Origin of the sequence: Roseivivax isoporae LMG 25204, assembly GCF_000521865.1 — a bacterium.
In the GTDB taxonomy this organism is placed as follows: Bacteria; Pseudomonadota; Alphaproteobacteria; order Rhodobacterales; family Rhodobacteraceae; genus Roseivivax; species Roseivivax isoporae.
Genome location: NZ_JAME01000019.1, coordinates 25,906 through 52,689, shown reverse-complemented (window position 1 = coordinate 52,689; position 26,784 = coordinate 25,906). Strand labels below are relative to the sequence as shown.

General features: G+C 70.4%; 26 protein-coding genes and 1 tRNA gene. 16 read left to right on the top strand and 11 right to left on the bottom strand.

Going from position 1 to position 26,784, the window contains the following annotated elements:
• Window positions 1-4 precede the first annotated feature (4 nt).
• A complete protein-coding gene (gene thrS, locus RISW2_RS13155; protein WP_043771958.1) occupies window positions 5-1,984 on the bottom strand; it encodes a threonine--tRNA ligase in 1,980 nt (659 codons plus the stop codon).
• A gap of 135 nt (window positions 1,985-2,119) precedes the next feature.
• On the opposite strand from thrS, the gene RISW2_RS13150 reads away from it, so the two are divergent.
• From RISW2_RS13150 to RISW2_RS13140, 3 genes are all read left to right on the top strand, one after another.
• The gene (locus RISW2_RS13150; RefSeq protein ID WP_043771956.1) at window positions 2,120-3,379 is read left to right on the top strand and encodes an MFS transporter; all 1,260 of its coding nucleotides are present in this window, start codon (window positions 2,120-2,122) and stop codon (window positions 3,377-3,379) included.
• 80 nt (window positions 3,380-3,459) lie between these two features.
• Complete coding sequence (locus RISW2_RS13145; protein WP_043771954.1) at window positions 3,460-4,200, top strand: alpha/beta hydrolase; 741 nt, start codon at window positions 3,460-3,462, stop codon at window positions 4,198-4,200.
• 34 nt (window positions 4,201-4,234) lie between these two features.
• Complete coding sequence (locus tag RISW2_RS13140) at window positions 4,235-5,215, top strand: alpha/beta hydrolase (RefSeq protein ID WP_043771952.1); 981 nt, start codon at window positions 4,235-4,237, stop codon at window positions 5,213-5,215.
• A gap of 6 nt (window positions 5,216-5,221) precedes the next feature.
• On the opposite strand, the gene RISW2_RS13135 is transcribed toward RISW2_RS13140, so the two are convergent.
• Window positions 5,222-5,620, bottom strand: a complete 399-nt coding sequence (locus RISW2_RS13135; RefSeq protein ID WP_043771950.1) for a hypothetical protein — start codon at window positions 5,618-5,620, stop codon at window positions 5,222-5,224.
• Window positions 5,621-5,633: 13 nt separating this feature from the next.
• Window positions 5,634-6,836, bottom strand: coding sequence for a pyridoxal phosphate-dependent aminotransferase (locus RISW2_RS13130; RefSeq protein WP_043771948.1), 1,203 nt, complete (start codon window positions 6,834-6,836; stop codon window positions 5,634-5,636).
• Between the two features lie 97 nt (window positions 6,837-6,933).
• On the opposite strand from RISW2_RS13130, the gene RISW2_RS13125 reads away from it, so the two are divergent.
• The 4 genes from RISW2_RS13125 to RISW2_RS23560 all read left to right on the top strand — a co-directional run bounded on the left by RISW2_RS13125 (window position 6,934) and on the right by RISW2_RS23560 (window position 11,306).
• On the top strand, window positions 6,934-7,326 hold the full coding sequence (locus RISW2_RS13125; protein WP_043771945.1) for a helix-turn-helix domain-containing protein: 393 nt from the start codon (window positions 6,934-6,936) through the stop codon (window positions 7,324-7,326).
• Entirely contained in the window at window positions 7,323-7,589 is a 267-nt protein-coding gene (locus RISW2_RS13120; protein ID WP_043771943.1) for a succinate dehydrogenase assembly factor 2, read from the top strand. The genes RISW2_RS13125 and RISW2_RS13120 overlap by 4 nt, the downstream gene beginning before the upstream one ends.
• 87 nt (window positions 7,590-7,676) lie before the next feature.
• Complete coding sequence (locus RISW2_RS13115) at window positions 7,677-8,174, top strand: MarR family winged helix-turn-helix transcriptional regulator (protein ID WP_043771941.1); 498 nt, start codon at window positions 7,677-7,679, stop codon at window positions 8,172-8,174.
• 270 nt (window positions 8,175-8,444) lie between these two features.
• Window positions 8,445-11,306, top strand: a complete 2,862-nt coding sequence (locus tag RISW2_RS23560) for a M10 family metallopeptidase C-terminal domain-containing protein (protein WP_051492021.1) — start codon at window positions 8,445-8,447, stop codon at window positions 11,304-11,306.
• A 9-nt stretch (window positions 11,307-11,315) separates the two neighbouring features.
• Here the strand turns inward: RISW2_RS23560 and RISW2_RS13105 are convergent, their stop codons facing one another.
• The 4 genes from RISW2_RS13105 to RISW2_RS13090 form a co-directional block, all read right to left on the bottom strand.
• Complete coding sequence (locus RISW2_RS13105; protein ID WP_051492020.1) at window positions 11,316-12,059, bottom strand: DUF1194 domain-containing protein; 744 nt, start codon at window positions 12,057-12,059, stop codon at window positions 11,316-11,318.
• Window positions 12,053-12,487: a VOC family protein gene (locus tag RISW2_RS13100; RefSeq protein ID WP_043771940.1), complete on the bottom strand. Its 435-nt coding sequence runs from the start codon at window positions 12,485-12,487 to the stop codon at window positions 12,053-12,055. Before RISW2_RS13100 ends, RISW2_RS13105 begins: the two co-directional genes overlap by 7 nt.
• Before the next feature lie 77 nt (window positions 12,488-12,564).
• On the bottom strand, window positions 12,565-13,938 hold the full coding sequence (locus RISW2_RS13095) for a surface lipoprotein assembly modifier (RefSeq protein WP_156943851.1): 1,374 nt from the start codon (window positions 13,936-13,938) through the stop codon (window positions 12,565-12,567).
• Window positions 13,939-13,959: 21 nt separating this feature from the next.
• Entirely contained in the window at window positions 13,960-15,069 is a 1,110-nt protein-coding gene (locus RISW2_RS13090; RefSeq protein WP_043771936.1) for a hypothetical protein, read from the bottom strand.
• 210 nt (window positions 15,070-15,279) lie between these two features.
• Between RISW2_RS13090 and thyX the strand changes: the two genes are divergently transcribed.
• The 4 genes from thyX (at window position 15,280) to RISW2_RS13070 (ending at window position 18,412) form a co-directional block, all read left to right on the top strand.
• Window positions 15,280-16,185, top strand: coding sequence for an FAD-dependent thymidylate synthase (thyX, locus tag RISW2_RS13085; RefSeq protein WP_043771935.1), 906 nt, complete (start codon window positions 15,280-15,282; stop codon window positions 16,183-16,185).
• 294 nt (window positions 16,186-16,479) lie between these two features.
• A complete protein-coding gene (locus RISW2_RS13080) occupies window positions 16,480-17,079 on the top strand; it encodes an outer membrane protein (RefSeq protein WP_043771933.1) in 600 nt (199 codons plus the stop codon).
• A gap of 138 nt (window positions 17,080-17,217) precedes the next feature.
• Window positions 17,218-17,532 carry a hypothetical protein gene (locus tag RISW2_RS13075; protein ID WP_043771931.1) on the top strand — a complete coding sequence of 105 codons (315 nt, stop codon included), beginning with the start codon at window positions 17,218-17,220 and terminating at the stop codon, window positions 17,530-17,532.
• An 88-nt stretch (window positions 17,533-17,620) separates the two neighbouring features.
• Window positions 17,621-18,412, top strand: a complete 792-nt coding sequence (locus RISW2_RS13070; RefSeq protein WP_043771929.1) for an inositol monophosphatase family protein — start codon at window positions 17,621-17,623, stop codon at window positions 18,410-18,412.
• 9 nt (window positions 18,413-18,421) lie between these two features.
• On the opposite strand, the gene RISW2_RS13065 is transcribed toward RISW2_RS13070, so the two are convergent.
• The 3 genes from RISW2_RS13065 to putA all read right to left on the bottom strand — a co-directional run bounded on the left by RISW2_RS13065 (window position 18,422) and on the right by putA (window position 23,057).
• A complete protein-coding gene (locus tag RISW2_RS13065; RefSeq protein WP_043771927.1) occupies window positions 18,422-18,793 on the bottom strand; it encodes a GFA family protein in 372 nt (123 codons plus the stop codon).
• Entirely contained in the window at window positions 18,790-19,536 is a 747-nt protein-coding gene (locus tag RISW2_RS13060; protein ID WP_043771926.1) for a rhomboid family intramembrane serine protease, read from the bottom strand. The genes RISW2_RS13065 and RISW2_RS13060 overlap by 4 nt, the downstream gene beginning before the upstream one ends.
• An 83-nt stretch (window positions 19,537-19,619) precedes the next feature.
• The gene (putA, locus tag RISW2_RS13055; protein ID WP_043771924.1) at window positions 19,620-23,057 is read right to left on the bottom strand and encodes a bifunctional proline dehydrogenase/L-glutamate gamma-semialdehyde dehydrogenase PutA; all 3,438 of its coding nucleotides are present in this window, start codon (window positions 23,055-23,057) and stop codon (window positions 19,620-19,622) included.
• Between the two features lie 105 nt (window positions 23,058-23,162).
• Between putA and RISW2_RS13050 the strand changes: the two genes are divergently transcribed.
• The 3 genes from RISW2_RS13050 (at window position 23,163) to RISW2_RS13040 (ending at window position 24,352) form a co-directional block, all read left to right on the top strand.
• Complete coding sequence (locus RISW2_RS13050; protein ID WP_043771922.1) at window positions 23,163-23,639, top strand: Lrp/AsnC family transcriptional regulator; 477 nt, start codon at window positions 23,163-23,165, stop codon at window positions 23,637-23,639.
• A 32-nt stretch (window positions 23,640-23,671) separates the two neighbouring features.
• Window positions 23,672-24,217 carry a tetratricopeptide repeat protein gene (locus RISW2_RS13045; protein WP_043771920.1) on the top strand — a complete coding sequence of 182 codons (546 nt, stop codon included), beginning with the start codon at window positions 23,672-23,674 and terminating at the stop codon, window positions 24,215-24,217.
• A gap of 49 nt (window positions 24,218-24,266) precedes the next feature.
• Window positions 24,267-24,352: transfer RNA gene (locus RISW2_RS13040), tRNA-Leu, on the top strand.
• A gap of 25 nt (window positions 24,353-24,377) precedes the next feature.
• Here the strand turns inward: RISW2_RS13040 and irr are convergent.
• The gene (irr, locus tag RISW2_RS13035) at window positions 24,378-24,794 is read right to left on the bottom strand and encodes a Fur family transcriptional regulator Irr (RefSeq protein WP_043771918.1); all 417 of its coding nucleotides are present in this window, start codon (window positions 24,792-24,794) and stop codon (window positions 24,378-24,380) included.
• Window positions 24,795-24,981: 187 nt separating this feature from the next.
• Between irr and fabA the strand changes: the two genes are divergently transcribed.
• On the top strand, window positions 24,982-25,491 hold the full coding sequence (fabA, locus tag RISW2_RS13030) for a bifunctional 3-hydroxydecanoyl-ACP dehydratase/trans-2-decenoyl-ACP isomerase (RefSeq protein ID WP_043771917.1): 510 nt from the start codon (window positions 24,982-24,984) through the stop codon (window positions 25,489-25,491).
• A 30-nt stretch (window positions 25,492-25,521) separates the two neighbouring features.
• Window positions 25,522-26,751 carry a beta-ketoacyl-ACP synthase I gene (gene fabB, locus RISW2_RS13025; RefSeq protein ID WP_043771916.1) on the top strand — a complete coding sequence of 410 codons (1,230 nt, stop codon included), beginning with the start codon at window positions 25,522-25,524 and terminating at the stop codon, window positions 26,749-26,751.
• Window positions 26,752-26,784 lie beyond the last annotated feature (33 nt).

Below are 26,784 nucleotides of genomic sequence, written 5' to 3'. Positions count from 1 at the left end.
CGTCCTAGAGGAGGTCGGGCGGCGTCGCCTCGCGGCCGAGCCTTGCCACCACCTCGTCGAGCGCGACGACCTCGGTCGCCTTCTCGCCGAGCCGGCGCAGGGTGACGGTGCGTTCCTCGACCTCGCGATGGCCGATCGCGAGGATCGCCGGCACCTTGCCGACCGAGTGCTCGCGGACCTTGTAGTTGATCTTCTCGTTCCGGAGGTCCGCCTCGGCGCGCACGCCCGCCGCCTGCAGCGCCGCCACGACCTCCTGCACGTAGGCGTCGGCCTCGGACACGATCGAGGCGACCACCACCTGCCGCGGCGCGAGCCAGAAGGGCAGGCGGCCGGCATGTTCCTCGATCAGGATGCCGATGAAGCGCTCGAACGAGCCGAGGCAGGCGCGGTGCAGCATGTAGGGCCGCTTCTTGTCGCCGTCCGGGGCCACGTAGACCGCGCCCAGCCGCTCGGGCAGGTTCGGATCGACCTGGAACGTGCCGCACTGCCAGACCCGGCCGATCGCGTCGGTCAGGTAGAAGTCGAGCTTCGGCCCGTAGAAGGCGCCGTCTCCGGGTTCGAGCACGTAGTCGCGCCCGACCGCCTTGATCGCGTTCTCGAGCGCGCCCTCGACATGGTCCCAGCTTTCCTCGGTGCCCACGCGCTTTTCGGGCCGCGTGGCGAAGCGGATCTCGAAATCCGGGAAGCCCAGCTCGCGGTAGACCCCGGCGAGGAAGTCGATGAACCGCGCGCATTCCTCCTGGATCTGGTCCTCGGTGCAGAAGATGTGGGCGTCGTCCTGGGTAAAGCCGCGCACGCGCATGATGCCGTGCAGCGCGCCCGAGGGCTCGAACCGCGCGCAGGAGCCGAACTCGGCCAGCCGCAGCGGCAGGTCGCGGTAGGACTTGAGCCCGTGGTTGAAGATCTGCACGTGGCACGGGCAGTTCATGGGCTTGAGCGCGTTGATGCGCGTGTGGTCGCGGTTCCGGGCGGCGGCGTCGTCGTTCTCGCCGTCGCGGCTCTCGTCGACCTCCACCAGGAACATGTGGTGCTGGTACTTCTCCCAGTGCCCGGACGCCTCCCACAGCTTGCGGTCGACCACCTGCGGGGTGTTCACCTCGCGGTAGCCGCCGGCACGCTGCTTGCGCCGCATGTAATCCTGCAGCGTGGTGTAGACGGTCCAGCCGTTCGGATGCCAGAACACCTGGCCCGGCGCCTCTTCCTGCATGTGGAAGAGGTCCATCTCGCGGCCGAGCCTGCGGTGGTCGCGCTTCGCCGCCTCCTCGAGGAAGGTCAGGTGCGCCTTGAGGTCGTCGCGATTTCGGAAGGCCACGCCCGAGATGCGCTGCAGCATCGGCCGGTCGGTCTGGCCGAACCAGTGCGCGCCCGAGACGCCCATCAGCTTGAACGCATCGGCGGGCAGCTGGCCGGTGTGCTGCAGGTGCGGGCCGCGGCAGAGATCCTGCCAGTCGCCGTGCCAGTACATGCGGATCGGCGCGCCCTCGGGGATGCGGTCCACGAGCTCGACCTTGTAGGGCTCGCCGCGCTCCTCGTAGAAGGCGCGCGCGCGATCGCGGTCCCAGACCTCGGTGGTCACGGGCTCGCGCGCGTTCACGATCTCCTTCATCTTGGCCTCGATGGCGCCGAGATCCTCCGGCGTGAACGGTTCGGCCCGGTCGAAGTCGTAGAACCAGCCCTTGTCGGTCACGGGACCGATGGTCACCCTGGTGTCGGGCCAGATCTCCTGCACCGCGCGCGCCATCACGTGGGCAAAATCGTGGCGGATCAGCTCGAGCGCCGCGGCATCGTCCGACAGCGTGTTGATGGCGATGCGCGCATCCTCGGTGATGGGCCATTGCAGGTCCCAGTGCGCGTCGTCGACCTGCGCCGAGATCGCCTTCTTCGCCAGCGATTTCGAGATCGATTCCGCGACCTCGGCAGGGGTCACGCCGGTCTCGTACTGCCGCTGGTTGCCATCGGGAAAGGTCAGGGAAATGAGGCTCATCGGCCTTGCTCCTCGTCGGTTCGGCGCCCACGGAACGCCCGGTTGCGGGTGATGTCTTGCGCGCTATCTGACGGGGGCCGCGCCCGGTGTCAAGGCGCGCGGCCAGCCACCGGAACGGCAGCGAGGACGGCAGACATGAGCGACGCGCACGAGGCGGACGTCCGCGGCATCTATGGCGCGGTCACCGACGACGACGGGGAGGCGGGCGCCCGCGAGGCCCGCAACGGCCTTCGGCACATGGTGTCGCTGTCGGTGCAGAAGGTCGCGGACGGCCTGATCGACCCCAAGCTCGTGCTCGCCTGGCTCATGAACGCGCTCGGCGCGCCGGCGGTGCTCGTCTCGGCGCTGGTGCCGATCCGCGAGGCCGGCGCGCTCCTGCCGCAGATCCTTCTCTCGGGGGTGGTCGAGGCGCGGCGCATCCGCAAGTGGGTCTGGGTCGCGGGCTGCGCGCTGCAGGGCGTGGCCGCCGCGGGCATCGCGCTCTCGGCGCTGACGCTGCAGGGCTGGGCGGCGGGGCTCGCCATCTGCGGCTGCCTCGCGGTCCTGGCGCTTGCCCGCGCGGCCTGTTCGGTCAGCTACAAGGACATCCTCGGCAAGACCGTCGCCAAGACCCGCCGCGGCGCCGTGAAGGGCGTCGCGGGCAGCGCGTCCTCGGCGGCGGTGCTGGTCTTCGCGGGGCTGCTGGTATCGGGGCTCCTGCAGGACCGCGCGCCGCTCGTCGCCGCGATCGCGCTCGCGGCGGCGCTCTGGATCCTCGCCGCGCTGATCTTCGCCACGCTCGAGGAACGTCCGTCCGAGCCCGAGGAACGCGCCGCGATCGACCTCACGCCCCTGCGCGAGGACCCGCAGTTCCGCCGGTTCATCGCCGCGCGCGGCGCGCTGACGGCGACCGCCCTCGCGCCACCCTATCTGGTGATCCTGTCGGGCGGCGACGGCGCGCTGCAGCAGCTGGGCGCGCTGCTGCTGGCCTCGGCCGCGGCGGCGTTCGTGTCGTCCTTCGTCTGGGGGCGCCTGTCCGACCGGTCCTCGCGCAAGGTTCTGATCCTGGCCGGGCTCGCCGGTGCGGCCTCCATGGCGGCGACGGTGGCGGCCGGCGCGCTGGGCTGGACCGAGGGGCTGATCGTCGCGCCGCTCCTCCTCTTCGTGATGCAGATCGCCTACCAGGGCGTGCGGGTGGCGCGCAGCACCTACCTGGTCGACATGGCGCCCAAGGAACGGCGCTCGACCTACGCGGCCATCGCCAACACCTCGATCGGGGTGCTCCTGCTCGCGGCGGGCGCCTTCGGCGGTGCGCTCAGCGTCGCGGGGGCGCTCTGGGCGCTGTCGGGCTTCGCGGTCCTGTCGGCGCTGGGCGCGGCGCTCGCCTTCGGCCTCAGGGAGGTGGAGCGCAGCTGACGGCCCGGCCGCGCGGCGTCGGGACTGGAAACCCGCGCCGGCCCTTGGCACTCTCGCGCGGCAACGGGCAGGGAGCGGACATGGGCGAGATCACCTATCTGGACGGACCGCGGGGCACGCGGCTCGCATACGCGCTGACCGAGGGGCGGGGCCCCTGCACCGTGTTCCTGCCCGGCTACAAGTCGGACATGGAGGGCACGAAGGCGGTTCACCTCGAGGCCTGGGCGCGGGCGCGCGGGAGCGCGTTCCTGCGGCTCGACTATTCCGGCCATGGCCGTTCGGGCGGCGTGTTCGAGGAGGGCTGCATCGGTGACTGGGCGGACGACGCGCAGGCGGTGATCGCGCATGCGACCGCGGGCCCCGTGGTGCTGGTCGGGTCGTCCATGGGCGGCTGGATCGGCTGCCTGCTGACGCGGCGGCTCGCCCGCGTGGCGGGTTTCGTCGGCATCGCCGCGGCGCCCGATTTCACCGAGGACAGTTTCTGGGCGGGGTTCAGCGCGGAGCAGCGCCGCACCATCGAGGAGGACGGGCAGGTGGCGCTGCCGTCCGGCTACGGCGAGCCCTACATCGTCACGCGCCGCCTGATCGAGGACGGGCGGCGTCACCTCGTGCTGCGGGACACGCTTGCGATGCCGTTCCCGGTGCGGCTGATGCAGGGCACCGAGGACGAGGCGGTCGCCCCCGACGTGCCGCTGCGCCTGCTCGAGCGGATCGCGGGCGACGACGTGCGCCTGACGCTGGTCAAGGGCGCCGACCACCGCTTCTCGGACCCTGCCTGCCTGTCGCTCATCGAGCGCGCGGTGGTCGAGGTCGGCGGATGAGCGGTCGGGCGCGGCGGAGGTGAGGAGGGGTGGCATGCGCGGGATCCTGCGATGGACCGGGCGGGCGCTGCTGGCGCTGGCCGCAATCCTCGCGGTCTTCTGGGTCGTGGCGCCCCGCGAGCCGCGCGAGGTCGACGTGAGCTTCGACGCCGCGCGCCTCGAGGCCGGCATCGACGCCTATCTCGCGGAGGAAGAGGCCGCGTTCGACGACATCGTGCCCGGCACCCGGAAACGCATGGTCTGGGCCGGCGCGCCCGGCGCGCGGACACCCCTGTCGGTGGTCTACCTGCACGGCTTCTCCGCCACCTCCGAGGAGGTTCGCCCGCTGCCCGATCACGTGGCCGAGGCGCTCGGCGCGAACCTCTTCTACACCCGGCTCGCCGGGCACGGCCGGACCGGCGCAGCCATGGCCGAGCCCGCCCTTGCCGACTGGATGCACGACACCGCCGAGGCGCTGGCGATCGGGCGCGCGACGGGCGAGCGCGTGCTGGTGATCGCCACCTCGACCGGCGCGACGCTCGCCACCCTGGCCGCCGCCGATCCGGACATGGGGCGGGACGTCGCGGGGATGGCGCTGATCTCGCCCAATTACCGCGTGAAGGCCGAGGCCGCGCGGATCCTGACCTGGCCCGGCGTGCGCTGGTGGGGACCGCTCGTCGCCGGGCGCGAGCGTGGCTTCACCCCCGTGAACGAGGCCCAGGCGCGCTACTGGACCACGCGCTACCCGACGGTGTCGGTGCTGCCCATGGCGGCGTCCGTCGCGGTGGCGCGCGGGCTCGACCATTCCGCCATCACGGTGCCGGCGCTCTTCCTGTTCTCGCCCGACGACCGCGTCGTCGACGCGCGCGCGACCGAAGCCGTGGCAGGCGCCTGGGGCGGGCCGGTCGAGGTCGAGCGGGTCGAGACCGCGGAGGGCGACGATCCCTACGCGCACGTGATCGCCGGGGACATCCTGTCGCCGCGCCTGACGGCGCCGCTGGTCGAACGCATCGTGACCTGGGCGCGGGGGCTCTGACGGCGGTCAGTCCCGCGTCAGCCGGTCGGCCTTGCGGCGCACAAGCACCGTGCGCAGGTCGTGCATGGCAAGGAGCAGCGCGTCCGTCACCATCTCGAGCTGTTCGTCGCTCGCGCGCGCCTGCGCCCAGTGCGCGGTGTGGTTCAGCGTGTCGACCGCGCGCAGGATGTCGTCCATCTCGCGCATCTCGACGAGCGCGCGGCGTTCCGCGAGCCAGGCGTCGATCTCGGCGCGGTCGCGGTCGGTCAGCGCCCGGTGGCCCTGCGGCTTCACCTCGCCGCTGCGGACGTTCACGACCGCGATCTGCTCCATCTCGATCCGCCGCTGGCGGTTCTCGGGGTCGAGCCGGAAGACCGCCGCGCCGTTGTCGCGCACCCGGAAGTAATATTCGGGCAGCTCGGACATGCTGGTGCCTCCGTCAGGTGAGCCCGTCGCAGAAGGTGCGGATGCGTCGGCAGGCCTCGGCGAGCGTGGCGTCGGCGGCGGCATAGCTGATGCGGAAATGCGGACTGAGCCCGAAGGCCGCACCGAACACCACGGCGACGCCCGTCTCCTCGAGCAGCGCGCGGGCGAATGTCTCGTCGTCGTCGATGCGGGTGCCACCGGCGCTGGTGCGCCCGATCGTGCCGGCACAGGAGGGATAGACGTAGAACGCCCCCTCCGGCACCGGGCAGTCGAGACCGGGGCAGGCGTTCAGCGCGGCCACCACGAGGTCGCGACGGCGGCGGAAGGCCTCGGCACGCTCGGCGAGGATGTCCTGCGGCCCCTCGAGCGCCTCGACCGCCGCCCACTGGCTGATCGAACAGGGGTTGGTGGTCGATTGCGACTGCACCTTGCGCATGGCCGCGATGAGAGGCTCGGGGCCGCCGGCATAGCCGATGCGCCAGCCGGTCATGGCGTAGGCCTTGCTCACGCCGTTCACGGTCAGCGTGCGGTCGTAAAGCCGTGGCTCGACCTCGGCCGGGGTGCAGAAGACGAAGTCGCCGAAGGCGAGGTGCTCGTACATGTCGTCGGACATGATCCAGACATGCGGGTGGCGCATCAGCACCGCGCAGAGCGCGGCGAGCTCCTCGCGCGCGTAGCCCGCGCCCGTGGGGTTCGACGGCGAGTTGAAGATCAGCCACTTGGTGTTCGGCGTGATCGCCGCCTCGAGCGCCTCGGGACGCATGCGGAAGCCGTCCGCGGCGCGCGTCTCGACGATCACCGGCGTGCCGCCGCCCATGCGCACCATGTCGGGATAGCTGACCCAGTAGGGGGCGGGGATGACCACCTCGTCGCCGGGATTGAGCGTCGCCATCAGCGCGTTGTAGAGGATCTGCTTGCCCCCGGTGGAGACCGAGATCTGCGCGGGCGTGTAGTCGAGCCCGTTGTCGCGCGCGAACTTGGCGCAGATCGCGCGCTTGAGCTCGGGAATGCCGTCGGGCGGCGTGTACTTGGTCTCGCCCCGCGCGATGGCCGCGATGGCGGCGTCCTTGATGTTCTGCGGCGTGTCGAAATCGGGCTCTCCGGCGCCGAGTCCGATGATGTCGCGCCCTTCGGCCGCGAGCTCGCGCGCGAGCTGGGTCACCGCCACCGTGGGAGAGGGCCGGACGCGCGCCAGCGTGTCGGAGAGGAATGCCATCGTGTCGTCACCGGTTTGAAAAGCCCGTCCGGCTGTCTTAGGCTTCGGCATGGCAACGATCAAGCGGGCGCCGCGCCGGCCCCCGGCGGGAGACATCATGCAGGACACGAGCGACTGGTACGGCCCGGACATGGCCACCTTCGGGGATCGGCTCGCCGCCGCGCGCGAGGCCTCCGGCATGACGCAGGACCAGCTGGCCAAGCGGCTGGGCGTCAAGCTGACCACGCTGCAGGCCTGGGAGGACGACCGCGCGGAGCCGCGGGCGAACCGCCTGCAGATGCTGTCGGGGCTCCTGAACGTATCGATCCTGTGGCTCCTTACCGGCGAGGGCGAGGGCGTGGGGGCGCCGGTCGACGAGATCGTGCCGGAGGACGACCTGCGCGCGCTGCTGATCGACCTGCGCGAGATCCAGGCCGACATGAAGGCGCAGGCCGACCGGGTGGGCCGTCTCGAGAAGCGGTTGCGCCGCACGCTCGGAGGTGCCGCATGACCGGCGAGACCCGCGAGATCCGCCTCAAACGGCTGACCATGCGGTCGTCGCGCCGCGGCACCAAGGAGATGGACCTGATCCTCATGCGCTTTGCCGCGCAGCGGCTGACGGAGATGTCGGACGACGCGCTCGACCGCTACGAGGCGCTGCTGCAGGAGAACGACCAGGACCTCTATGCCTGGATCAGCGGCCAATCGGCGCCGCCCGAACACTATGCCGGGCTCATCGGCGAGATCGCCGCGACAACCGCTCGGATCGACTGAAGTTTCCGGAAAGAACGCCGGGAATTTAACGGGTTGTTGGGCTTTCTGCTGCAGTTTCCGCCTCCACGGATTGTGGCGGAGACCAGCATGAGCATTCATTCCAAGATGGGCGCGGCGGAACGCGATGCCCTTCTGGCCGGCTATCTCGACGCGCTGTCGCTGGTCGAGCGGCTGCACCGGCTGCTGCTCGACGTGATCAAGGACGAGTTCGAGCGCATCGGCATCCTCGAGATCAACGCGGTGCAGGCGCTGCTGCTGTTCAACATCGGCGACAACGAGGTGACGGCGGGCGAGCTGAAGACGCGCGGCTACTACCAGGGCTCGAATGTCAGCTACAACCTCAAGAAGCTGGTGGATTCGGGCTACATGCACCACCAGCGCTGCGAGATCGACCGCCGCTCGGTGCGCGTGCGCCTGACCGCCCGCGGCCGCGAGATCCGCGAGATCGTCGCGGCCCTGTTCGAGCGCCACGCCAAGGGACTGGCGGAAAGCGGCGCGGTCGGACGCGAGGGCTTCGACGAGATCACGCATGCGCTGAAGCGGCTCGAACGCTACTGGACCGACCAGATCCGCTACATCTACTGACGCGCCCCCGCCGGCATCCCGCCGGCCACCGGAACGCCCGACAGGCCCGCGGTCCCGCCGCGGGCCTTGTCGCGACCGGCCGGCGGCCCCGCGGCGCCGGGGCACGCGGACGCTGACAGTTTTCCGGAAGTCTTTGGCGTTCGCCCGAATCCGTCCCGGTCCGGGCCGCGATCTCGCCGGTCCCTTCCTGCACCGTCTCCTCCGCCCGTCGCCGCGGTCCCGGCACGGCCTCACTCTGGCCCGATTGCTCGCCGAGGACGCGTATCACGCATGAAGGAGACGCCCCCCGTGCCGACCACCACCGACCGTCCCGGCCTTGCCTTCGGACTGAACGGGATCAGCGACTGGTCCCCCGCGCAACCGTTCCTCAACCTGTTCAAGACTGCGCGCGAATGGATCGGCCATTCCGCGGGGACCTGGGGGGCGTTGAGCTTCGAGCAGATGGAGCGCGGCGGGCTCCTCGACGCCGACGGCTACCTGACGCGGATGCCGCAGGGAATCGTCGCGGTCGAATCCTTCGTGCTGACCGAGATGCCGGCCGACGCGGACTACACGGCCGGCCGCTACCGGTTGACCTATGACGGCGCGGGCCGCATCGACATCCTGGGCGGCACCAATGTCACCCGGTCCGACGGCAAGATCCGCTTCGACTACACGCCGACGGGCAGCGGGCTCGTGGCGGTGCGCATCACCGCGACCGATCCCGCGGGCACCGGCGACCACCTGCGCAACATCGCGCTGGTCAAGGAGGACCACGCAGCCGCCCACGACGCGGGCGCGATCTTCAACCCGCGCTGGCTCGAGGTGATCGAGGACGCGCATGCGCTGCGCTTCATGGACTGGATGCAGACCAACAATTCCGATCTCGCGCACTGGGAGGACCGCCCGACCGCGTCGTCCTTCACCTACAGCCGCGGCGCGCCGGTCGAGGTGATGGTGGCGCTCGCCAACCAGACCGGGTCCGATCCCTGGTTCAACATCCCCCACGACGCCGACGACGCCTATATCCGCGCCTTCGCGACCTATGTGCGCGACACGCTCGATCCGGACCTCCGGGCGCATTTCGAGTTCTCGAACGAGGTCTGGAACTTCATGTTCGAGCAGGCGCGCGATTCCGCCGCCGATGCGCGGGTGCGCTTCGGCCGGGACCTGGGCGACGGCTGGATGCAGGAATATGGCGCGCGCGCCTCCGAGATGGCCGCGATACTCGACGCGGTCTACGCCGGCCAGGGCGACCGGCTGGTCAAGACCATCGCCACCCATACCGGCTGGCCGGGGCTCGAGGCCTCGATGCTCGAGGCGCCGGCCTACGTGGCGCAGGGCCACGCCGCGCCGCACACGCGGTTCGACGCCTACGCGGTCACCGGCTATTTCGGCGGCCCGCTCGGCAGCGCGAAGCTCGACGCCGTCCGCGGCTGGATCGCGGAGAGCGCCGCGGCGGCCACCGCCGCGGCCCGGGCGCAGGGGCTGAGCGGGGCCGCGCGCGACGCCTACCTGGCCGAGCACCGCTTCGACGTCGCGACCGACCTTGCCATCCGCGAGCTCCGCGACGGGTCGGTGACGGGCGATCCCTCTGGCAGCCTCGCCGAGCTCTTCGAAACCTTCGCCTACCATGCGCGGGTCGCCGAGCGGTACGGGCTCGACCTCGTGATGTACGAGGGCGGCACGCACGTGGTCGCCTTGGGCGACGCGGTGAACGACGCCACGCTCACCGACTTCTTCGTGCACCTGAACTACAGCGCCGGCATGGGCACGCTCTACGAGGAGCTGCTGGAGGGCTGGGTCGCCGCGGGCGGCACGCTCTTCAACAGCTTCGTCGAGGTTGCGGGCCCGTCGAAATGGGGCAGCTGGGGCTCGTTGCGCCATCTCGACGACGAGACCGCGCGCCACGACGCGGTGCGCGCCTTTCTAGACGCCCATCCGCGCGACACCGAGGACGGCGCGCCCGATACCCCGCCGGTGGTGGTGGACCCGACGCCGCCGGCTGCGGAGACGCCCGAACCGGCGGCGCCCGCACCGGCACCCGAGCCCGAGCCGCAGCCGGAGCCCGAGCAGAGCCCCGAGCTGACCGGCAACCATGTCGTCGGGAGGGAGGGCTACGACCACATCGACCTCGCCTTCGTCGGCCGGAACGGCACGCCGCGCAGCGCGGCCGGCGACCGGATCGAGGCGCTCGGCGGAGACGACTTCATCCGCGACGGGGCCGGTCCCGACACGATCAGCGGCGGCGCGGACAGCGATTTCTTCAGCTTCTGGTCCGATGGCGGCGCCATCGACGTCATCACCGATTTCGAACCGGGCGAGGACCTGCTCGACCTCAGCGCGCAGGGCATCCATGCCGAGGCGCAGGTCGTGTTCTCGCGCACGGGCGGCGACGACCTGCTGGTGGCGTTCGGCGGCGACCGGCTGATCCTGCAGGACATGTGGGACGTGGCGGCCGCGGCACCGCGGATCGGCTTCGGCGACATCCGCCTCGCGCCCGAACCCGAGGACGCGGGCGGCGAGATCGGGTCGGGCCCGGTCTTCTACGTCCTGAGCGAGGGCACCTCCGGCGACGACAGCCTCGCGGGGTCGCCCACCAACGACTGGATGTCGGGCGGGGCGGGCAACGACCGCTTCGTGGGCTCGGCGGGCGCCGACCATTTCGACGGCGGCGCGGGCTACGATCTCGTGCAGTACAAGGGGGCGGCGGACCTCGTGATCCACATGCAGGACGCGGCGGGCGGCACCGGCATCGCGCGGGGCGACACCTTTGCCGGGATCGAGCGCGTGCTTGGGGGGGCGGGCAACGACGCGCTGCATCTTGCGCCGGGCGTCCGCGGCGACGGCCGTGCCGGCGCGGACGTGATCGTCGACGCGGGAGGCGCCGAGCAGATGCGGGGGGACGCGGGCGCCGACCTCTTCGTCTTTCTCGGGCGCGACGGTGCGACCGACCGGATCATCGATTTCGAGCAGGGGGTCGACCGCATCGACCTGTCGGGCTGGCACACTTCCTGGGCCGCGCTCCGGGTGACCGGCGATGCACGCGGGCACGCCTTCGTGTCGGTCGACGGCGACACGCTGCGCATCGACCGGGCATGGGACCCGGCGGCGGGTGCCGCCCGTCTCGATGCCGACGATTTCGTGTTCTGAAGACGGCGCTCAGGATTTTCCGGCGTCGCCGGCCCGGTCGGCCGGCGCCTCGGGAGGATGCCCCGACGGCGTCCCGATGACGAGGTCGTTGGTCTCGCGGAAGAGCTTGCGCGTCATCGCGTTGCGGAACCCGGCATAGCCGTCGGCGAATTCGACGAAGGCGCCGGGGCCGTGGCGCACGATGTCGCGGTAATAGGTGTCGACCTCGGGATCGGCGCCGAGCACGGCGAGCCCGTTCACGGTGATGTCCTCGAAGGGGAAGTGCCGGTAGGCGAGGTCCGGGCCGAAGCCGTCATTGGTGACGCCGTCGCCCGAGACGTCGATGACCTGCCGCAGGCAGTCGGGCGCCCTGTCGAGAAGCGCGGCACCGTAGCCCAGCGCGTAGCCCATGGCCGTGGGGAAGCGGGTCTGCGTGCGCGGCGTCGCGAGAAGCCGCGCCACCACCGCGTCGATCGCGGCGTCGTCGGCAAGGATCACCCAGTCCTGGATGACCTCGGACTGGCGTCGCCCGCTCCACTCGTAGATCGACAGGGCGACGGTGCCCGCGCCGTCGAGGATCGCGCGCCGCACGTCCGGATCGGCCAGCGCGGCGGCCAGCCCGTCCTTCTGAAGCGTGTATTCGCGGTCGTCGACCGAGGAGGAGACGTCGAGCGCGAGGAGCAGCGCGAGCCGGCACTCGGTGCTCTGGGCCGCGAGCGGTGCGGCCCAGAGCGTTGCGCCGAAGAGCGCGGAAAGGCCGAGCCGGCCTACCAATGCCCGGTATTTTCCATGCTCGCCCAGGGCTCCTGCGGCGGCTTGGCGTCGCCTTTCTGCAGAAGCTCCACCGACACGTTGTCGGGCGAGCGGACGAATGCCATGTGGCCGTCGCGCGGCGGACGGTTGATGGTCACGCCGTTGTCCATCAGCGTCTGGCAGAGCGCGTAGATGTCGTCGACGCGATAGGCGAGGTGGCCGAAATGGCGGCTGTCCGACGGCAGGCCGTCGTCGCCGTCCCAGTTGTAGGTCAGCTCCACGTCGTTGTGGCCGTCGTCCTGGCCCGGCGGGCAGAGGAAGACGAGCGTGAAGCGGCCCTTCTCGTTGTCGATGCGGCGCCGTTCGGTCAGCCCCAGCAGCTTGTAGAACGCGACGGAGGCGTCGAGGTCCTTCACGCGGACCATGGTGTGCAGGTATTCGATCGACATGGATGTCCTTCCGGTTTTCGTACGCGGTCGCCGCAAGGATAGACGCGCGCCGGACAAAGTCGACCCGGCCGGAGCGGTCAGAAGCGCGAGCGGATGCCGATTTCCATGCCGAATTCCTCGCTGTCGTAGACCCCGATATTCGCGACCGTGCGGTCCGCGCGCAGCGTCAGCACCGGCGCGAAGCCGTAATAGTCGATCGCGTTGAACGTGAAGGACGCGCGGGCGCCGTAGATGTGCTCCTCGCGGCCGTCGGGGCCGAAGGTCGTCTCGTCGTGGTGCTTGCGCGCGGCCGAGAGCCCGAAGCCCACGGCGGTGTCGAGCAGCGGCAGCGGCTTGGCCAGCGAGAATGTCAGGTCGATGCCGGTGCGGTCGTAGTCGAGGAAATCCGCGTCCGAGACGCTTTCGAGCCGCGAGACCGCGAGGCCGAGCCTGTGGCCCGGTCCGAGGACCGTCACGGCACCCAGCGCCGCGCGCCAGCTGTCCGCGTCCTCGCGGTCCCCGAGCCCGGTCTGCCAGTCGCGCGAGAGGCTCGCCTCGCCGACGAGCTTGGGGCCGAGCACATAGCGCAGGGAGCCTGTCAGCCGCGCCGTCCGGGTCAGCGGGTCGCCACCATACCAGCCCTGCGAGAGTGTCGCGCCGACGCTGCCGCCGAGCCGCCGCCCGGGCGCCAGCCAGTCCTGCGTCAGCCCGAAGGACAGCGAGGAATACGCGAAGTCGGAGCCCTCGACATCCGGCGCGGTGTCACGCGCCTCATCGGACAGCGTGTAGGTCTGGTGGAAGGCCGACAGGTGGATGTCGGTCTTGGCATGCTCCCGTTCCACCAGGGTGTAGGTGGTCGAGATGCCGAGCGCGAATTCGATGCCCGACAGCGCCTTGGCCGTCCCCTGCAGCTCGAAGGGGATGCCGTAATACTCGGTCGTGTCGCTCGACGACCCGCCGTTCACGTTCGAGGACGGCGCGATCGAGAAGCTGAGCTCGCTCGACCAGCGGTTGCGCGCCTTCACGTAGCGGAAATCGCGCACCGCGCGGGCCCGGTCCGCGTCGGTCGGCGCGTTCTGCGCGGCGCGGCGCAGCCAGAACTGCGCGCGCGTGCGCGCCCCCCGCGAGGAGAGCACGCGGGCGCGCATCATCGCCGCGGCGTAGCGTTCGGACGGTGTGTCTGCGAGCGCCCAGGCGGCGCGCGCGCTCTCGTCGGCGGGTCCGAACCGGCCGAGATCGCGTGCCGCCCGCGCCCGGATCAGGTGCGCGGCGAAATCGTCCGGATCGCGCCGGACGAGGCCCTCCGAATAGATCAGCGCGCGGTCGGGGCGGCCCAGTTCGAACTGGGCCACCGCCGCGCTGCGCAATTCCTCAGGCGACAGCGCCACGTCCTGCGCGCCGGCCGTCGCGGCCAGAAGGGAAAGAAGGGCCGCGGCGCCCATGCGCCGCAGGCCCGGATCGATTACTCGCACAATGTCCCCCGTTACCGGGCGTTATCGGTCCACAATGAAACCGCCGGTCTCGCGCACCGTGACCGACCCCTCGAAGCGCGGATCCGTCGCCTCGACCACCACGATGCCCACGATCTCGCCGCCCGACGTGTGGTCGCCCGACATGATCGCGTAATAGTTCCCCGTCTCGAAGGCGGTGCCGTCCACGATCGAATCGATCTCGCCCGTGATCTCGCCGTTGGCGTCGAGCACGCCCGGACCGACGCGCATGTTGAGCGTCGGCAGCCTGGTCAGCGCGGTGCCCTGATCCTCGTTGATGGCGGTCAGGATGTCCGACGTCACCTCCTGGCCGGAGGCGTCGTAGACGCGGCGGTTGGCGATGAAGCCGCTGACCGCGTCGGCGCAGCGTGCGCCCTCGCAATTGCCCTGGAACCCGCCGAAGTCGATGGTGACCTGCGCGTCGCCCGACACCGACTCGAGGCCACCCGCGCCGTCAAAGTCGCGCAGGCCGCCGTAGAGTCCGCGATAGACCGCCTGGCCTTCGGTCGGCAGCACCACGTCGCCGTCGCGCTGGTAGACGAAACCGCCGAAGCCGTAGGGTACGTAGCTGCCGGTCCGCACGATCGCGAACTCGGTGTCGTCGCCCACGCCGTAGAGCGCGCGGTGCTGGAACTGGCCGATCTGTTCGCCGGTGAAGAAGTCGGGATTGGTGATCGGCGCCTCGTAGAGCGCGAAGGCCTGGCCGGGCGAACCCGCGCTCGTCAGGCTGCCGAGGGCCGACCGCGAGAACGCGGCGCCGTCCGGCTGGTCGCCGTCGAAGGCGAGGCCCTGCACGAAGAACGTGTCGCTGTCGCCGTCGTAGCTCAGCTCGCGGGCAAAGCCGTTGCCGGCCTCCTCGTCGAGCGGCTCCTTGCGGAAGATGCCCTCGGTCGGCGTGGGGCTCGCGGTGCCCGGGGGCAGGCGGCCGTCGCTGTCGATCGGTTCGCCGGTGTCCGGGTCGGTATCCGGATCCGGATCAGGCTCGGCGTCCGGGTCTTCCGGATCGGTGGGGTCGGTCGGCTCTTCCTGCAACGGGTTCTTGTCGTCGTTGCCGGTATCGCCGCACGCCCCCACGAGCGCCAGGGCGAGCAACAGCGTCGCGATACGGGTCATGTCGTCACTGCCTCGATTGTGCCTGCAATGTGTCTTGTTTTGTGGCGATTGTTGCGGACGGGGCGCTCGAGTCAATCACGGGCCCGTGTGGGCAGGGGACTTTTCCCGCAGGTGCGGCGGAATTGCCGCCACCCGATATGGTGGTTTTTCCCCGCCGCATCTGCAACATGTGGAGAAAACCGCGACTCATCTGGTGGAGGAGACCGCCCCATGCCCCTGTCCCCCGAGCAACAGGCCGAGATCGACGCGCTGCGCGCGGAGCCCCGTCCGACCCTGCGTGCGGTCTCGGACGGGATGGAGGCGCATCTCTACCGTGCGGCACCGGTGCTCGACCACGGCTTCGTGCGGGTGGTGGACTACATGGGCGACGACGCGGCGATCTGCCAGGCGGCGCGGGTCAGCTACGGGCGCGGCACCAAGAGCGTGTCGAACGACGAGGGGCTCATCCGCTACCTGATGCGGCACTGGCATTCGACGCCCTTCGAGATGTGCGAGGTCAAGCTGCACGTGAAGCTGCCCGTCTTCGTGGCGCGGCAATGGATCCGCCACCGCACCGCGAACGTGAACGAATATTCCGCGCGCTACTCGATCCTCGACCGCGAATTCTATATCCCCGCGCCCGATACGCTGGCCGCGCAGTCGACCACGAACAACCAGGGCCGCGGCGCGGTGCTGGAGGGTGAGGAGGCCGCGCGCGTGCTGCGCTGGCTGCGCGACGATGCGGACCGTGCCTACGACCATTACGAGGCGATGATCTCGCAGGACGGCCAGCAGGGGCTCGCGCGCGAACTGGCGCGGATGAACCTGCCCGCCAACGTCTACACGCAGTGGTACTGGAAGGTGGACCTGCACAACCTTCTGCACTTCCTGCGCCTGCGGGCCGACGCGCATGCCCAGTACGAGATCCGCGTCTATGCCGAGGCCATCTGCGACATCGTCCGCGACTGGGTGCCCTTCGCCTACCGCGCCTTCGAGGATTACCGGCTGGGCGGCGCGACGCTGTCGGCCACCGCGCTCGACTGCCTCCGCCGGATGCTGAAGGGCGAGGAGGTCACGCAGGAGACCTCGGGCATGTCCAAGGGCGAATGGCGCGAGTTCCGCGCGGCGATCGACTGACACGTCCCCCGTGTCGAAACCTCTCCCGGCCTGAAGGGCATGTGCGCCTTCACGCCGGGCAACACGCCCGCGCGCGCTGAAACGTGCCGTGAGCGCTGCCGCGACGTCCACCGGCCAATCCTTGCCTGTTCCCGCAAGTCTTTGAAAAACCAGCGCCCCGTTGCGTCCGTGCCTCCACGCACACGTGACCTTCGGGGGGTGGAACATGGGCGGGGGGATGGACATTTCGCTGTCACGACGCCGCCGGGGCCAACCGGTGGCAGACAGGAAACGCACCAAGAAGAGGCAGAGCCGATGAAACGCATTCTCATCCTCACCACCGCAGTCGCCGCAACCGCCACCAGCGCGTTTGCCGCCGGGCCGACGCAGACGCAGCCCGACCCGGTCGTCGCCGCGCCGGTGCCGGCGCCGGTTCCGCAGGAGCCGCTGTCGGACTTCACCGGGTTCTCTCTCGGTGGCCAGGTCGGTTACGGCAACATCGAGACCGAGGATCCCGACCTGGACGGCGATGGCGGGCTCTACGGTCTGCGCAGCTACTATGACTACGACATGGGCGACGTGATCGTCGGCGGTGGCGTGCAGTACGACCGCGGCGACATCGACCTCGACGGCGCGACGGATGTCGAGGGCATCCTGCGGGTCGGCCCGCGCGTCGGCTACGACCTGAACCGCAACTGGATCTATGGCACCGCTGGCTACGCGAAGGCGTATACCGACGGCGGCGGCGTCGGGGATTCGGACGGCTGGTTCGGCGGCGTGGGCTACGAGGTCTTCCTTACCGACAACGTGACCGCGGGCGCCGAGGTCCTCTACCACAAGTTCTCGGACTTCGACGCGAGCGATCTCGAGGCCGACGCGACGACGGCGAACATCTCGGTCAACTACCGCTTCTGATCGGGACACCCGGCAGGGCAGGAGGCCGGCGCGGGACACCGCGCCGGCCCTTTCCGTTCCGGGACCCTTGGGGATTTGACATGCGCGGGGCCGCGTGTAGCCTTCGGTCCTGTGTTCCGCTCGATCGAGGTCCGTTCCATGCGCCTGGTGTTCCCGCTCGCGATGTCCGTCCTGCTGTCGCTCGGCGCGGGGACCGCGCTGGCCCGGGACGACGCCTATCGTGGCGACGCCACGCACGATCCCGACACGACCGTCCTGACGCACGCCTATCCCTCGGCCGCGAACCACTGCCCCGCGGGGCTGCGGCCTGTCACCCGCGGCGGCGTCATCTTCTGCGGCACACCCGATGCGGGGCCCTACGTGGACCGCGCGGGCGCGGCCCGGGCGGATCAGGGCCACCACCGGCCGCGCGCCCATGCCCCCGTGGGCGAGAAGGGCGTCCTCTGGCGCTAGATCGCGGTCGCGGCGGCGGCGGCCCTTCACATCCCGCGCCCGCCCGCGTATAGGCCCGGCCTGACACGTTTCGGGAAGGCCGGTGCAGATGCAGGGCAGCGCAAATCTGAACATCATGATGAAGGCCGCCCGAAAGGCGGGCCGCTCCCTGGTCAAGGACTTCCGCGAGGTCGAGAACCTGCAGGTCTCGATGAAGGGCGCGGGCGACTTCGTCAGCCGCGCCGACCTCGCCGCCGAGAAGATCCTGCGCGAGGAGCTTCTGGGCGCACGCAAGACCTATGGCTGGGTGGCCGAGGAGGGCGGCGAGATCCCGGGCGAGGACCCGACGCGCCGCTGGATCGTCGACCCGCTCGACGGCATCACGAACTTCCTGCACGGCATGCCGCACTGGGCGATCTCGATCGCGCTCGAGCACAAGGGACAGATCGTGTCCGCGGTGGTCTACGATGCCGCCAAGGACGAGATGTTCTATGCCGAGAAGGGATCGGGCGCGTGGCTGAACGACAGCCGCCGGCTCAGGGTCTCGGGCCGGTCGCGCATGGTCGACGCGCTCTTTGCCACGGGTGTGCCCTACGGCGCCAAGCGGACGCTGCCGGCGATGCTGAAGGATCTCGCGCGGCTCATGCCGCAATGCGCGGGCGTGCGGCGCTGGGGATCGGCGGCGCTCGACCTCGCCTACGTGGCGGCGGGCCGCTACGACGGCTACTGGGAACGCGAGCTCAGCATCTGGGACATGGCCGCGGGCAGCCTCATCGCCATCGAGGCGGGCGCGCTTGTCGGTGCCGTGCGCGAGGGCGACACGCCGTTCGAGGCGGGCTCGATCCTCTGCGCGAACAGCAACCTCTACGACCAGTTCGCCCGAACCATCCGCGAGGTCTGATCCGGGCCGTCAGCGGTCGGAGGGGTGGTTCACGCCATCGGCCCACGGGATCGGCTCGTGGTCCCGCGGATTGACGCCCTCGATCGCGCCGAGGTTCACGCCGCATTCGGACGGGTTCGACCGGCGGACGTGGTACATGTAGATGCCGCAGACCTTGCAGAAATGGTGCCGCGCCGTGCCCGTGCCCCACTGGTAGAGCGTCAGGGCGTCGGCGCCGCGGACGACCTCCACGTCCTCCTTCCGCGCGGTCACGGCAGGGGCGCCGCGGCGGCGGCAGAACGAGCAGTCGCAGCGCCGCGCTGTGGCCAACCCGTCGGACAGGCGCACGTTCAGCGCGACGGCACCGCAATGGCAGGTGGCGCGCACGGAATCCTCGGTCATCGTCGTCTCCTTACCCTCGGAACGTTGGTGCGCGCGATCCGGTAGCGCGCGGCGGGATGGGGCGGCGTGCCGTGCGAGCGGGCCCAGAAGGCCGGCCCGCCGCGCCGGAGCCAGAGCGGTACGCAGAGGGCCGCGCCCAGCACGAAGCCGCCCACATGCGCCCAGTAGGCGACGCCGCCCTCGTCCGCGGGCGTGCCGAAGCCGCCGAAGACCTGGAAGGCGAGCCAGAGCGCCAGCATGATCCAGGCGGGGATCGTCACGATGCGGAAGATGATGATCAGGATCACGAGGATGTCGACCCGGGCGCGCGGGAACATCAGCAGGTAGGCGCCCATGACGCCCGCGATGGCGCCCGATGCGCCGACCATGGGCACCTGGCTGAACGGCGCGGTCAGGAACTGCGCGAGCCCCGCGCCGACGCCGCTCGCCACGTAGAAGCCGAGAAAGGGCAGGTGGCCCATCTCGTCCTCGACATTGTCGCCGAAGATGAAGAGGAACAGCATGTTGCCGGCCAGGTGCAGGATCCCGCCGTGCAGGAACATCGACGTGACGAGGCCGGAATAGCCCTCGCCCGCGCTCATGCGCGCCGGGATCAGCGCCCAGTCCCAGAAGAACCGCCCGAGCGCGAGGTCGTTCTGGAAAAGGCTGAAATAGTTGAGAAAGACCAGGACATTCGCCGCGATCAGCAGGTAGGTGACGACGGGCGTCCGCCCCGACGGGTTGTGATCGCGGATGGGAAACATGACCGCCAAGCTGTGCGCGGCGGGGGCCCGCGTCAAGCGGCCGTGCGCGGCGCGGGGATGCGGGCCCCGCGCCGCGCCGGCGGTCAGGACATGCCGCTCAGGAGCTTGGCGTTGCCGCCCGCTGCCGTGGTGTCGACGCAGACATGCCGTTCGAGGCGGGCATGGCCCGCGTCGGGCATGCCGGTCACCAGCGGGCGGATCGGCCCGCCGCGACGCGACAGCGCCTGGCGATAGGCGCGGCCGCGTTCCGCGTCGCCCCACCAGAGCGCCGCCGAGAACCCGTCGAGCGTGCTCAGCGCCTCGGGCGCGACATGGCCTTCGGCCGCGACGCCCACGCCGCCCAGCGCCGCGATCGCCGCGACCTGCGCCTCGGCCGCTTGCCGCCCGGGCCCGAGACAGAGCACGGGCGGGCGCGGATGGGTCGACAGCACGTTCGATTCGCCCGTGGGCCCGGGCAGCTCGGTCCTGCGGGTGTCGGCCGGCCTCGCGGCGCCGGCAACCGCGCGGCCGAGCGCGCCGATATCGGCGTCGCGGTCCCAGTCGCCCGACGGCGCGTCGGCGGGATGCGCGCGGAAGCGCTCGAGGTAGGTGGGGCCGCCCGCTTTCGGACCGGTGCCCGACAGGCCCTCGCCGCCGAAGGGCTGCGAGCCCACGATCGCCCCGATCTGGTTGCGGTTCACGTAGACGTTGCCGGCCTCGATGCGTTCGGAGACGTGCTGCACGCGGTCGTCGATCCGGGTCATCAGGCCGAAGGTCAGCCCGTAGCCCGTGGCGTTCACCGCGTCGATCACCCGGTCGATCTGGTCGGCCTTGAAGGTCGCGACGTGCAGCACCGGGCCGAATATCTCGCGCTCGAGATCCGCGATGCCCTTCACCCGGATGAGCGTGGGGGCCACGAAATGCCCCTGGTCGGGAGTGTCGCAGGTCTTGACCACGCGGCCCGCCTCGGACGCGGCGTCGATGTAGCCGGCGATGTTCGCCTTGGCCTCGGCGTCGATGACGGGGCCGACGTCGGTGGTCAGGTCCCACGGCTTGCCGATGCGCAGCGCGTCCATGGCGCCGGTCAGCATCTCGAGGAAGTCCTCGGCGATGTCTTCCTGCACGTAGAGGCAGCGCAGCGCCGAGCAGCGCTGTCCCGCGGACTGGAACGCGCTTTCGACGATCGCCGCGACGGCCTGTTCGGGCAGGGCGGTCGAATCGACGATCATGGCGTTCAGCCCGCCGGTCTCGGCGATGAGCGGCGCGCCGGGTGCGAGGTTCTCGGCCATGGCGCGGTGGATGACCTGCGCGGTCTCGGTCGAGCCGGTGAAGGCCACGCCGCCCACCGCCGGGGCCGCGGTCAGCGCCGCGCCGACCTCGCCCGCACCCGGCAGGAGCTGCAGCGCGGTCCGCGGCACGCCGGCCTCGTGCAGGAGCTGCGTTGCCCGCCAGGCGACGAGCGGCGTCTGCTCCGCGGGCTTGGCGAGGACCGCGTTCCCGGTCGCGAGCGCGGCCGAGATCTGCCCGGTGAAGATGGCGAGGGGGAAGTTCCACGGGCTGATGCAGGCGAAGGTTCCGACCGGCGGATCGCCCGCGGTGCGCGCCGCGTAGTAGCGCAGGAAGTCGACCGCCTCGCGCAGCTCGGCCACCGCGTCCATCAGCGACTTGCCAGCCTCGCGGTGCAGGATCGCGAAGATCTCGCCGTAATTGGCCTCGTAGAGATCCGCGGCGCGGTTGAGCACGCGCGCGCGTTCCTCGGGGGTTGCGTCCCAGGTGCGCGCGGCCTCTGCCGCCGCGGCGACGGTGCCGGGCGCGGCCCATGTCACGGTGCCGACGGTGTCGCGGGGACGGGCCGGGTTGCGCACCTCCTCGGTGTCGCCGGCCTCGGCCTCGGCGGCGAGGATCGGCGCGGCCTCCCAGCGGTGGTGCGCATAGGCGCCGCGGGCCTCCTCGATGGCGGCGAGCGTCGGACGGTGACGCAGGTCCCATCCGCGGGAATTGGCCCGTTCGGGGCGGAAGAGGTCGGGCCCGGTGGTCAGGCCGCTGTCGCTGACCCTGTCGAACGGATCCGCCGCGACGGTCTCGGGCGGCACGTTCTCGTCGACGATCTGGTTCACGAAGGACGAGTTCGCGCCATTTTCCAGGAGCCGCCGCACGAGGTAGGCCAGCAGGTCGCGGTGCGCGCCCACGGGCGCGTAGATGCGGCAGCGGATGCCTTCCTTCCTCATCAGGATGTCGTAGAGCGTCTCGCCCATGCCGTGCAGGCGCTGGAATTCCCACGCTTCCTTGGGCGTCTCAAGCGCCTCGGCCATATGCAGCACGGCGGCCGCGGTGTGCGCGTTGTGGGTGGCGAACTGCGGGTAGATCCTGTCGGTCATCTGCAGGAGCTTCCGCGCGTTGGCGATGTAGCTCACGTCCGACGCGGCCTTCGAGGTGAAGACCGGAAAGCTCTCGAGCCCCGCCACCTGCGCGCGCTTGATCTCGGTGTCCCAGTAGGCGCCCTTGACGAGCCGGACCATGATCCGGCGGTCGAGCCGGGTGGCGAGGTCGTGCAGCCAGTCGAGCACCGCGCCTGCCCGCTTGCCGTAGGCCTGCACCACCACGCCGAAGCCGTCCCAGCCCTTGAGCGAGGGCTCGGACAGTACCTCCTCGATGACGTCGAGCGAGATCGCCAGCCGGTCGGCCTCTTCCGCGTCGATGTTGAGGCCGATGCCCGCGGACCGCGCGAGCTGGCAGAGCGTCCGGAGCCGCGGCACGACGCTGTCCATCACGACGTCGCGCTGCAGCTCGTCATAGCGGGGCGACAGCGCCGACAGCTTGACCGAGATGCCGGGATTGTCGCGGGTGGTCCTGGCCTTCGCCGCCTCGGAGATCGCGTTGATCGCACGGGAATAGGACAGGTGGTAGCGGCGCGCGTCGGCCTCGGTGCGCGCGGCCTCGCCCAGCATGTCGTAGGAATAGGTGTAGCCCTTGGCCTCCATCTTGGCCGCGCGCTTCATCGCGCCGTCGATCGTTTCGCCCAGCACGAATTGCTGGCCCATGACGCGCATGGCCTGGCCCACGGCACGGCGGATCACCGGCTCGCCCATGCGCTTGATGGCGCCGCGCAGGTGCGACGCGATGCCCGGGTCGCGGTCCTTGAGCACGTTGCCCGTCAGCATCAGTGCCCAGGTCGAGGCGTTCACCAGCGGCGAGGCCGAGTGGCCCATGTGCCGGCCCCAGTCGGAGGGCGCGATCTTGTCCTCGATCAGCGCGTCGATGGTCTCGGCATCCGGCACGCGCAGCAGCGCCTCGGCAAGGCACATGAGCGCGATGCCCTCGTCGGTGGTCAGGCCGTACTCGGCGAGGAAGACCTCCATCAGCCCGGGTTTCGCGCTGCCGCGGATGTCGCGCACGTAGCCCGCCGCGCGTGTCGAGATCGCCGCGCGGTCGGCCTCGTCCAGCGCGGCGTGACCCCGCAGGTCGGCCACGCACTTGGCCTCGTCCGCGTAGGTCAGGGCGTCGATCGTCTGGCGCAGGTCGGATGCGATGTCTCTGGGCATGGTGTCCTCCGGAAAGATGCGCTAGTCTAGCGCAAGATCGGCAGTGCTTCCTCCCGAACAGGGGGTGCTTTTCGGTCGATCCGCCTGAAATCTGGTTGAGAGGCGATGCAGACCGACATTCTTGACCTCGACCGTTTCGACCGGGCGATTCTGACGACACTCGCCGAGGACGGGCGCATCTCGATCACCGAGCTCGCGCGGCGAATCGGCCTGTCGAAATCGCCGACGCAGGCCCGGCTGCGCCGGCTCGAGGACCTGGGCGCCATCCGCGGCTACCGCGCGATCCTCGATCCGATCCGGCTGGGCCTCGACCACGTCGCCTTCGTCGAGGTGCGGCTGTCCGACACGCGGGAAGAGGCGCTCGCGGCTTTCAACGCCGCCGTCGCGCGGATACCGGAGATCGAGCAGGCGCATCTCATCGCGGGAAATTTCGACTACCTCCTCAAGGTGCGCACGCAGGACATGCGCAGCTACCGGCAGGTGCTGGCGGACCACATCTCGACCCTGCCGCACATCTCCTCGACCTCCACCTATGTCGCGATGCAGGCGGTCAAGGAGGACGGTCTCGCCGACGTGACTTGACCGAGCGGCATGTCCGGGCCTCTCATCCGACCATGCGCCTCGTTCCCGCGACCCTGCTGGCTCTTGTCACCGCGACCGCGCTGCGGGCCGAGTGTCCGCCGCCGCCCGATCACGCGGCGGCGCTCGACGCGCTCTTCGCCCGCGTGCAGGCCGCCGAGACCGAGATGGCGGCGCGCGAGATCGCCAACGAGATGTGGGCCTACTGGGCCGACGCGCCGGACGAGACCGCGCAGGACCTGCTCGACCGCGGAATGCAGGCGCGCCGGGCCTTCGACCTGCTCGGCGCGCTCGACGCCTTCGACCGGCTGGTGTCGTACTGCCCGGACTACGCCGAGGGCTACAACCAGCGCGCCTTCGTGAACTTCCTGCGACAGGATTACGCGACCGCGCTGCCGGATCTCGACGCCGCGCTCGAGCGGGCGCCGCGGCACGTGGCAGCGCTGTCGGGCAAGGCACTGACGCTCTTCGGGCTCGGCCGCGACGCCGAGGCCCGGATCGTCCTGCGCCGCGCCCTGGCTCTCAATCCGTGGCTGTCGGAACGTCACATGCTGAAGAACAGTCCCGAGACCGAACTCTGAGCCGTCCCCGCCTTTTCCTCGGCCGGCGCCGCCGCTATGGTCGCCGCGCGCCCGCGTGGTGGAACGGTAGACACAGGGGACTTAAAATCCCTAGGCCACAGCGCCGTGCCGGTTCGAGTCCGGCCGCGGGTACCACTTTCCGAGAATCGGGGGCCGCGGCTCAGCGGCGGCGCAGGCGGATCACCACGTCAACGCTCGCGATCTCGGCGCCGTGCGGGGCGTCGGGCAGGCGGGCGATCTGGAGCTGGTCGGCCGGCGCGTCGGTCAGCCGGCCATCCTCTTCCCAGTAGAAATGCGGGTGGTCGTGGACATTGGTGTCGAAATAGCTCTTGGAGCCGTCGACGGTCACTTCCTGCATCAGCCCCGCATCGCAGAAGGCCCGCAGGGTGTTGTAGACGGTCGCGAGCGACACCTTCTCGCCGTTGCGCTTGGCGGCGTCGAACAGGCTCTCGGCGGTCACGTGACGGTTCTGGCCGTCACCGACCAGGAGTGCCGCCAAGGCGACACGCTGGCGCGTCGGGCGCAGTCCGGCCTGGCCCAGCCAGCCCGATCCCCGTTCCACTGCATCAGGTGTCATCGTCGTGGCTTGCCTCTCGTCGCTTGCCCACGTCCGGATATATAGGACGCGACCCACCCGGAATTCAAACGAATTCCCCGCACGGTGCCGCGACGCACACGCTGTCCGGGAGGCTTGCAAGGGGGGAGAACGCGGTGATAGACCGGCCCGGACCGAAACAGACGCACCCCGAGGCGCCCGCTCGTACATGGCCGATTACCCGACCGCCTTCGACAAGGACGATCTTCTGAAATGCGCGCGCGGAGAGCTCTTCGGCCCCGGCAACGCGCAGCTGCCCGAACCACCCATGCTGATGATGGACCGGATCACGGACATCTCCGGTGACGGCGGTCCGCACGGCAAGGGCCACGTGGTGGCCGAGTTCGACATCACCCCGGACCTCTGGTTCTTCGAGTGCCATTTCCCGGGCAACCCGATCATGCCCGGATGCCTCGGGCTCGACGGCCTGTGGCAGCTGACCGGATTCAACCTGGGCTGGCGCGGCTGGCAGGGGCGGGGCTACGCTCTGGGCGTGGGAGAGGTGAAGCTGACGGGCATGGTCCGTCCGGACCGCAAGCTCCTGCGCTATTTCGTGGATTTCACCAAGGCGGTGCAGACGCGCCGCCTGACCATGGGTGTCGCCGACGGACGGGTGGAAGCCGACGGCGAGACCATCTATCAGGTCAAGGACATGAAGGTCGCGCTCTCGGAAAGCTGAGAGTCGGCCATTCCGAGGAAGGAGGGCGCGATGCGCCGCGTTGTGGTCACCGGGCGGGGGATCGTCTCGTCCATCGGGAACGACACATCCGAAGTTCTCGCCTCGCTGAAGGCGGGGCGCTCGGGAATAAGCGCCAACGACGAGATGGCCGAGCGGGGATTCCGCAGCCGCGTCGCGGGCGACATCCGGATCGATCTGGCCGAGCATGTCGAGAAGCGGACCCTCCGCTTCATGGGGCCGGGCGCGGCCTATGCCTACATCGCGCTGCGCCAGGCCATCGCCGAGGCGGGGCTCGAGGAGAGCGACATCGTGAACCCGCGCACCGGCCTCATTGCCGGCTCGGGCGGGCCGTCGACCTCGGCGATGTTCGCGGCGCACCAGACGGTGCTGAACTCGGGCTCGCCCAAGCGCATCGGGCCGCTCGCCGTGCCGAAATGCATGTCCTCGACCATCTCTGCGAACCTCGCCACGGCGTTCCGCATCAAGGGCATCAACTACTCGATCACCTCGGCCTGCTCGACCTCGCTGCACTGCATCGGCAACGCGGCCGAACAGATCATGCTCGGCAAGCAGGACGTGATGTTCGCCGGCGGCGGCGAGGAGCTCGACTGGACGCTGTCGTGCCTCTTCGACGCGATGGGCGCGATGTCCTCCAAGTACAACGACGCGCCCGCGACGGCGAGCCGCGCCTTCGACGCCGGCCGCGACGGGTTCGTGATCTCGGGCGGCGGCGGCATGCTTGTGCTCGAGGAACTCGAACACGCCAAGGCGCGTGGCGCGACGATCTACGCCGAGATTACGGGCTACGGCGCGACGTCGGACGGCCACGACATGGTCGCGCCCTCGGGCGAGGGCGGCGAGCGGGCCATGCGGCTCGCGATCGGGACGCTCGGCAACGAGCGGAGCGTGGGCTACGTGAACGCGCACGGCACCTCGACGCCGGTGGGCGACGTGGGCGAGATCGAGGCGCTGCGGCGCGTCTTCGGCGAGGGCCACACGCCGCCGGTCTCCTCGACCAAGTCGATGACCGGCCACAGCCAGGGCGCTGCCGGCGCGCAGGAAGCGATCTACTGCCTCCTGATGCTCGAGCACGACTTCATCGCGCCGTCGATCAACGTCGAGACGCTCGACCCCGCGCTGCGCCCCGAGGAGATCGCCACGGCACTGGTCGAAGGCGCGGGCCTCGACACGATCATGACGAACTCGTTCGGCTTCGGCGGGACCAACGGGTCGATGCTGCTCAGCCGCTACGCGGCCTGAGGCGGGACAGGCGGCGCGTGCCGCAAGGACAGG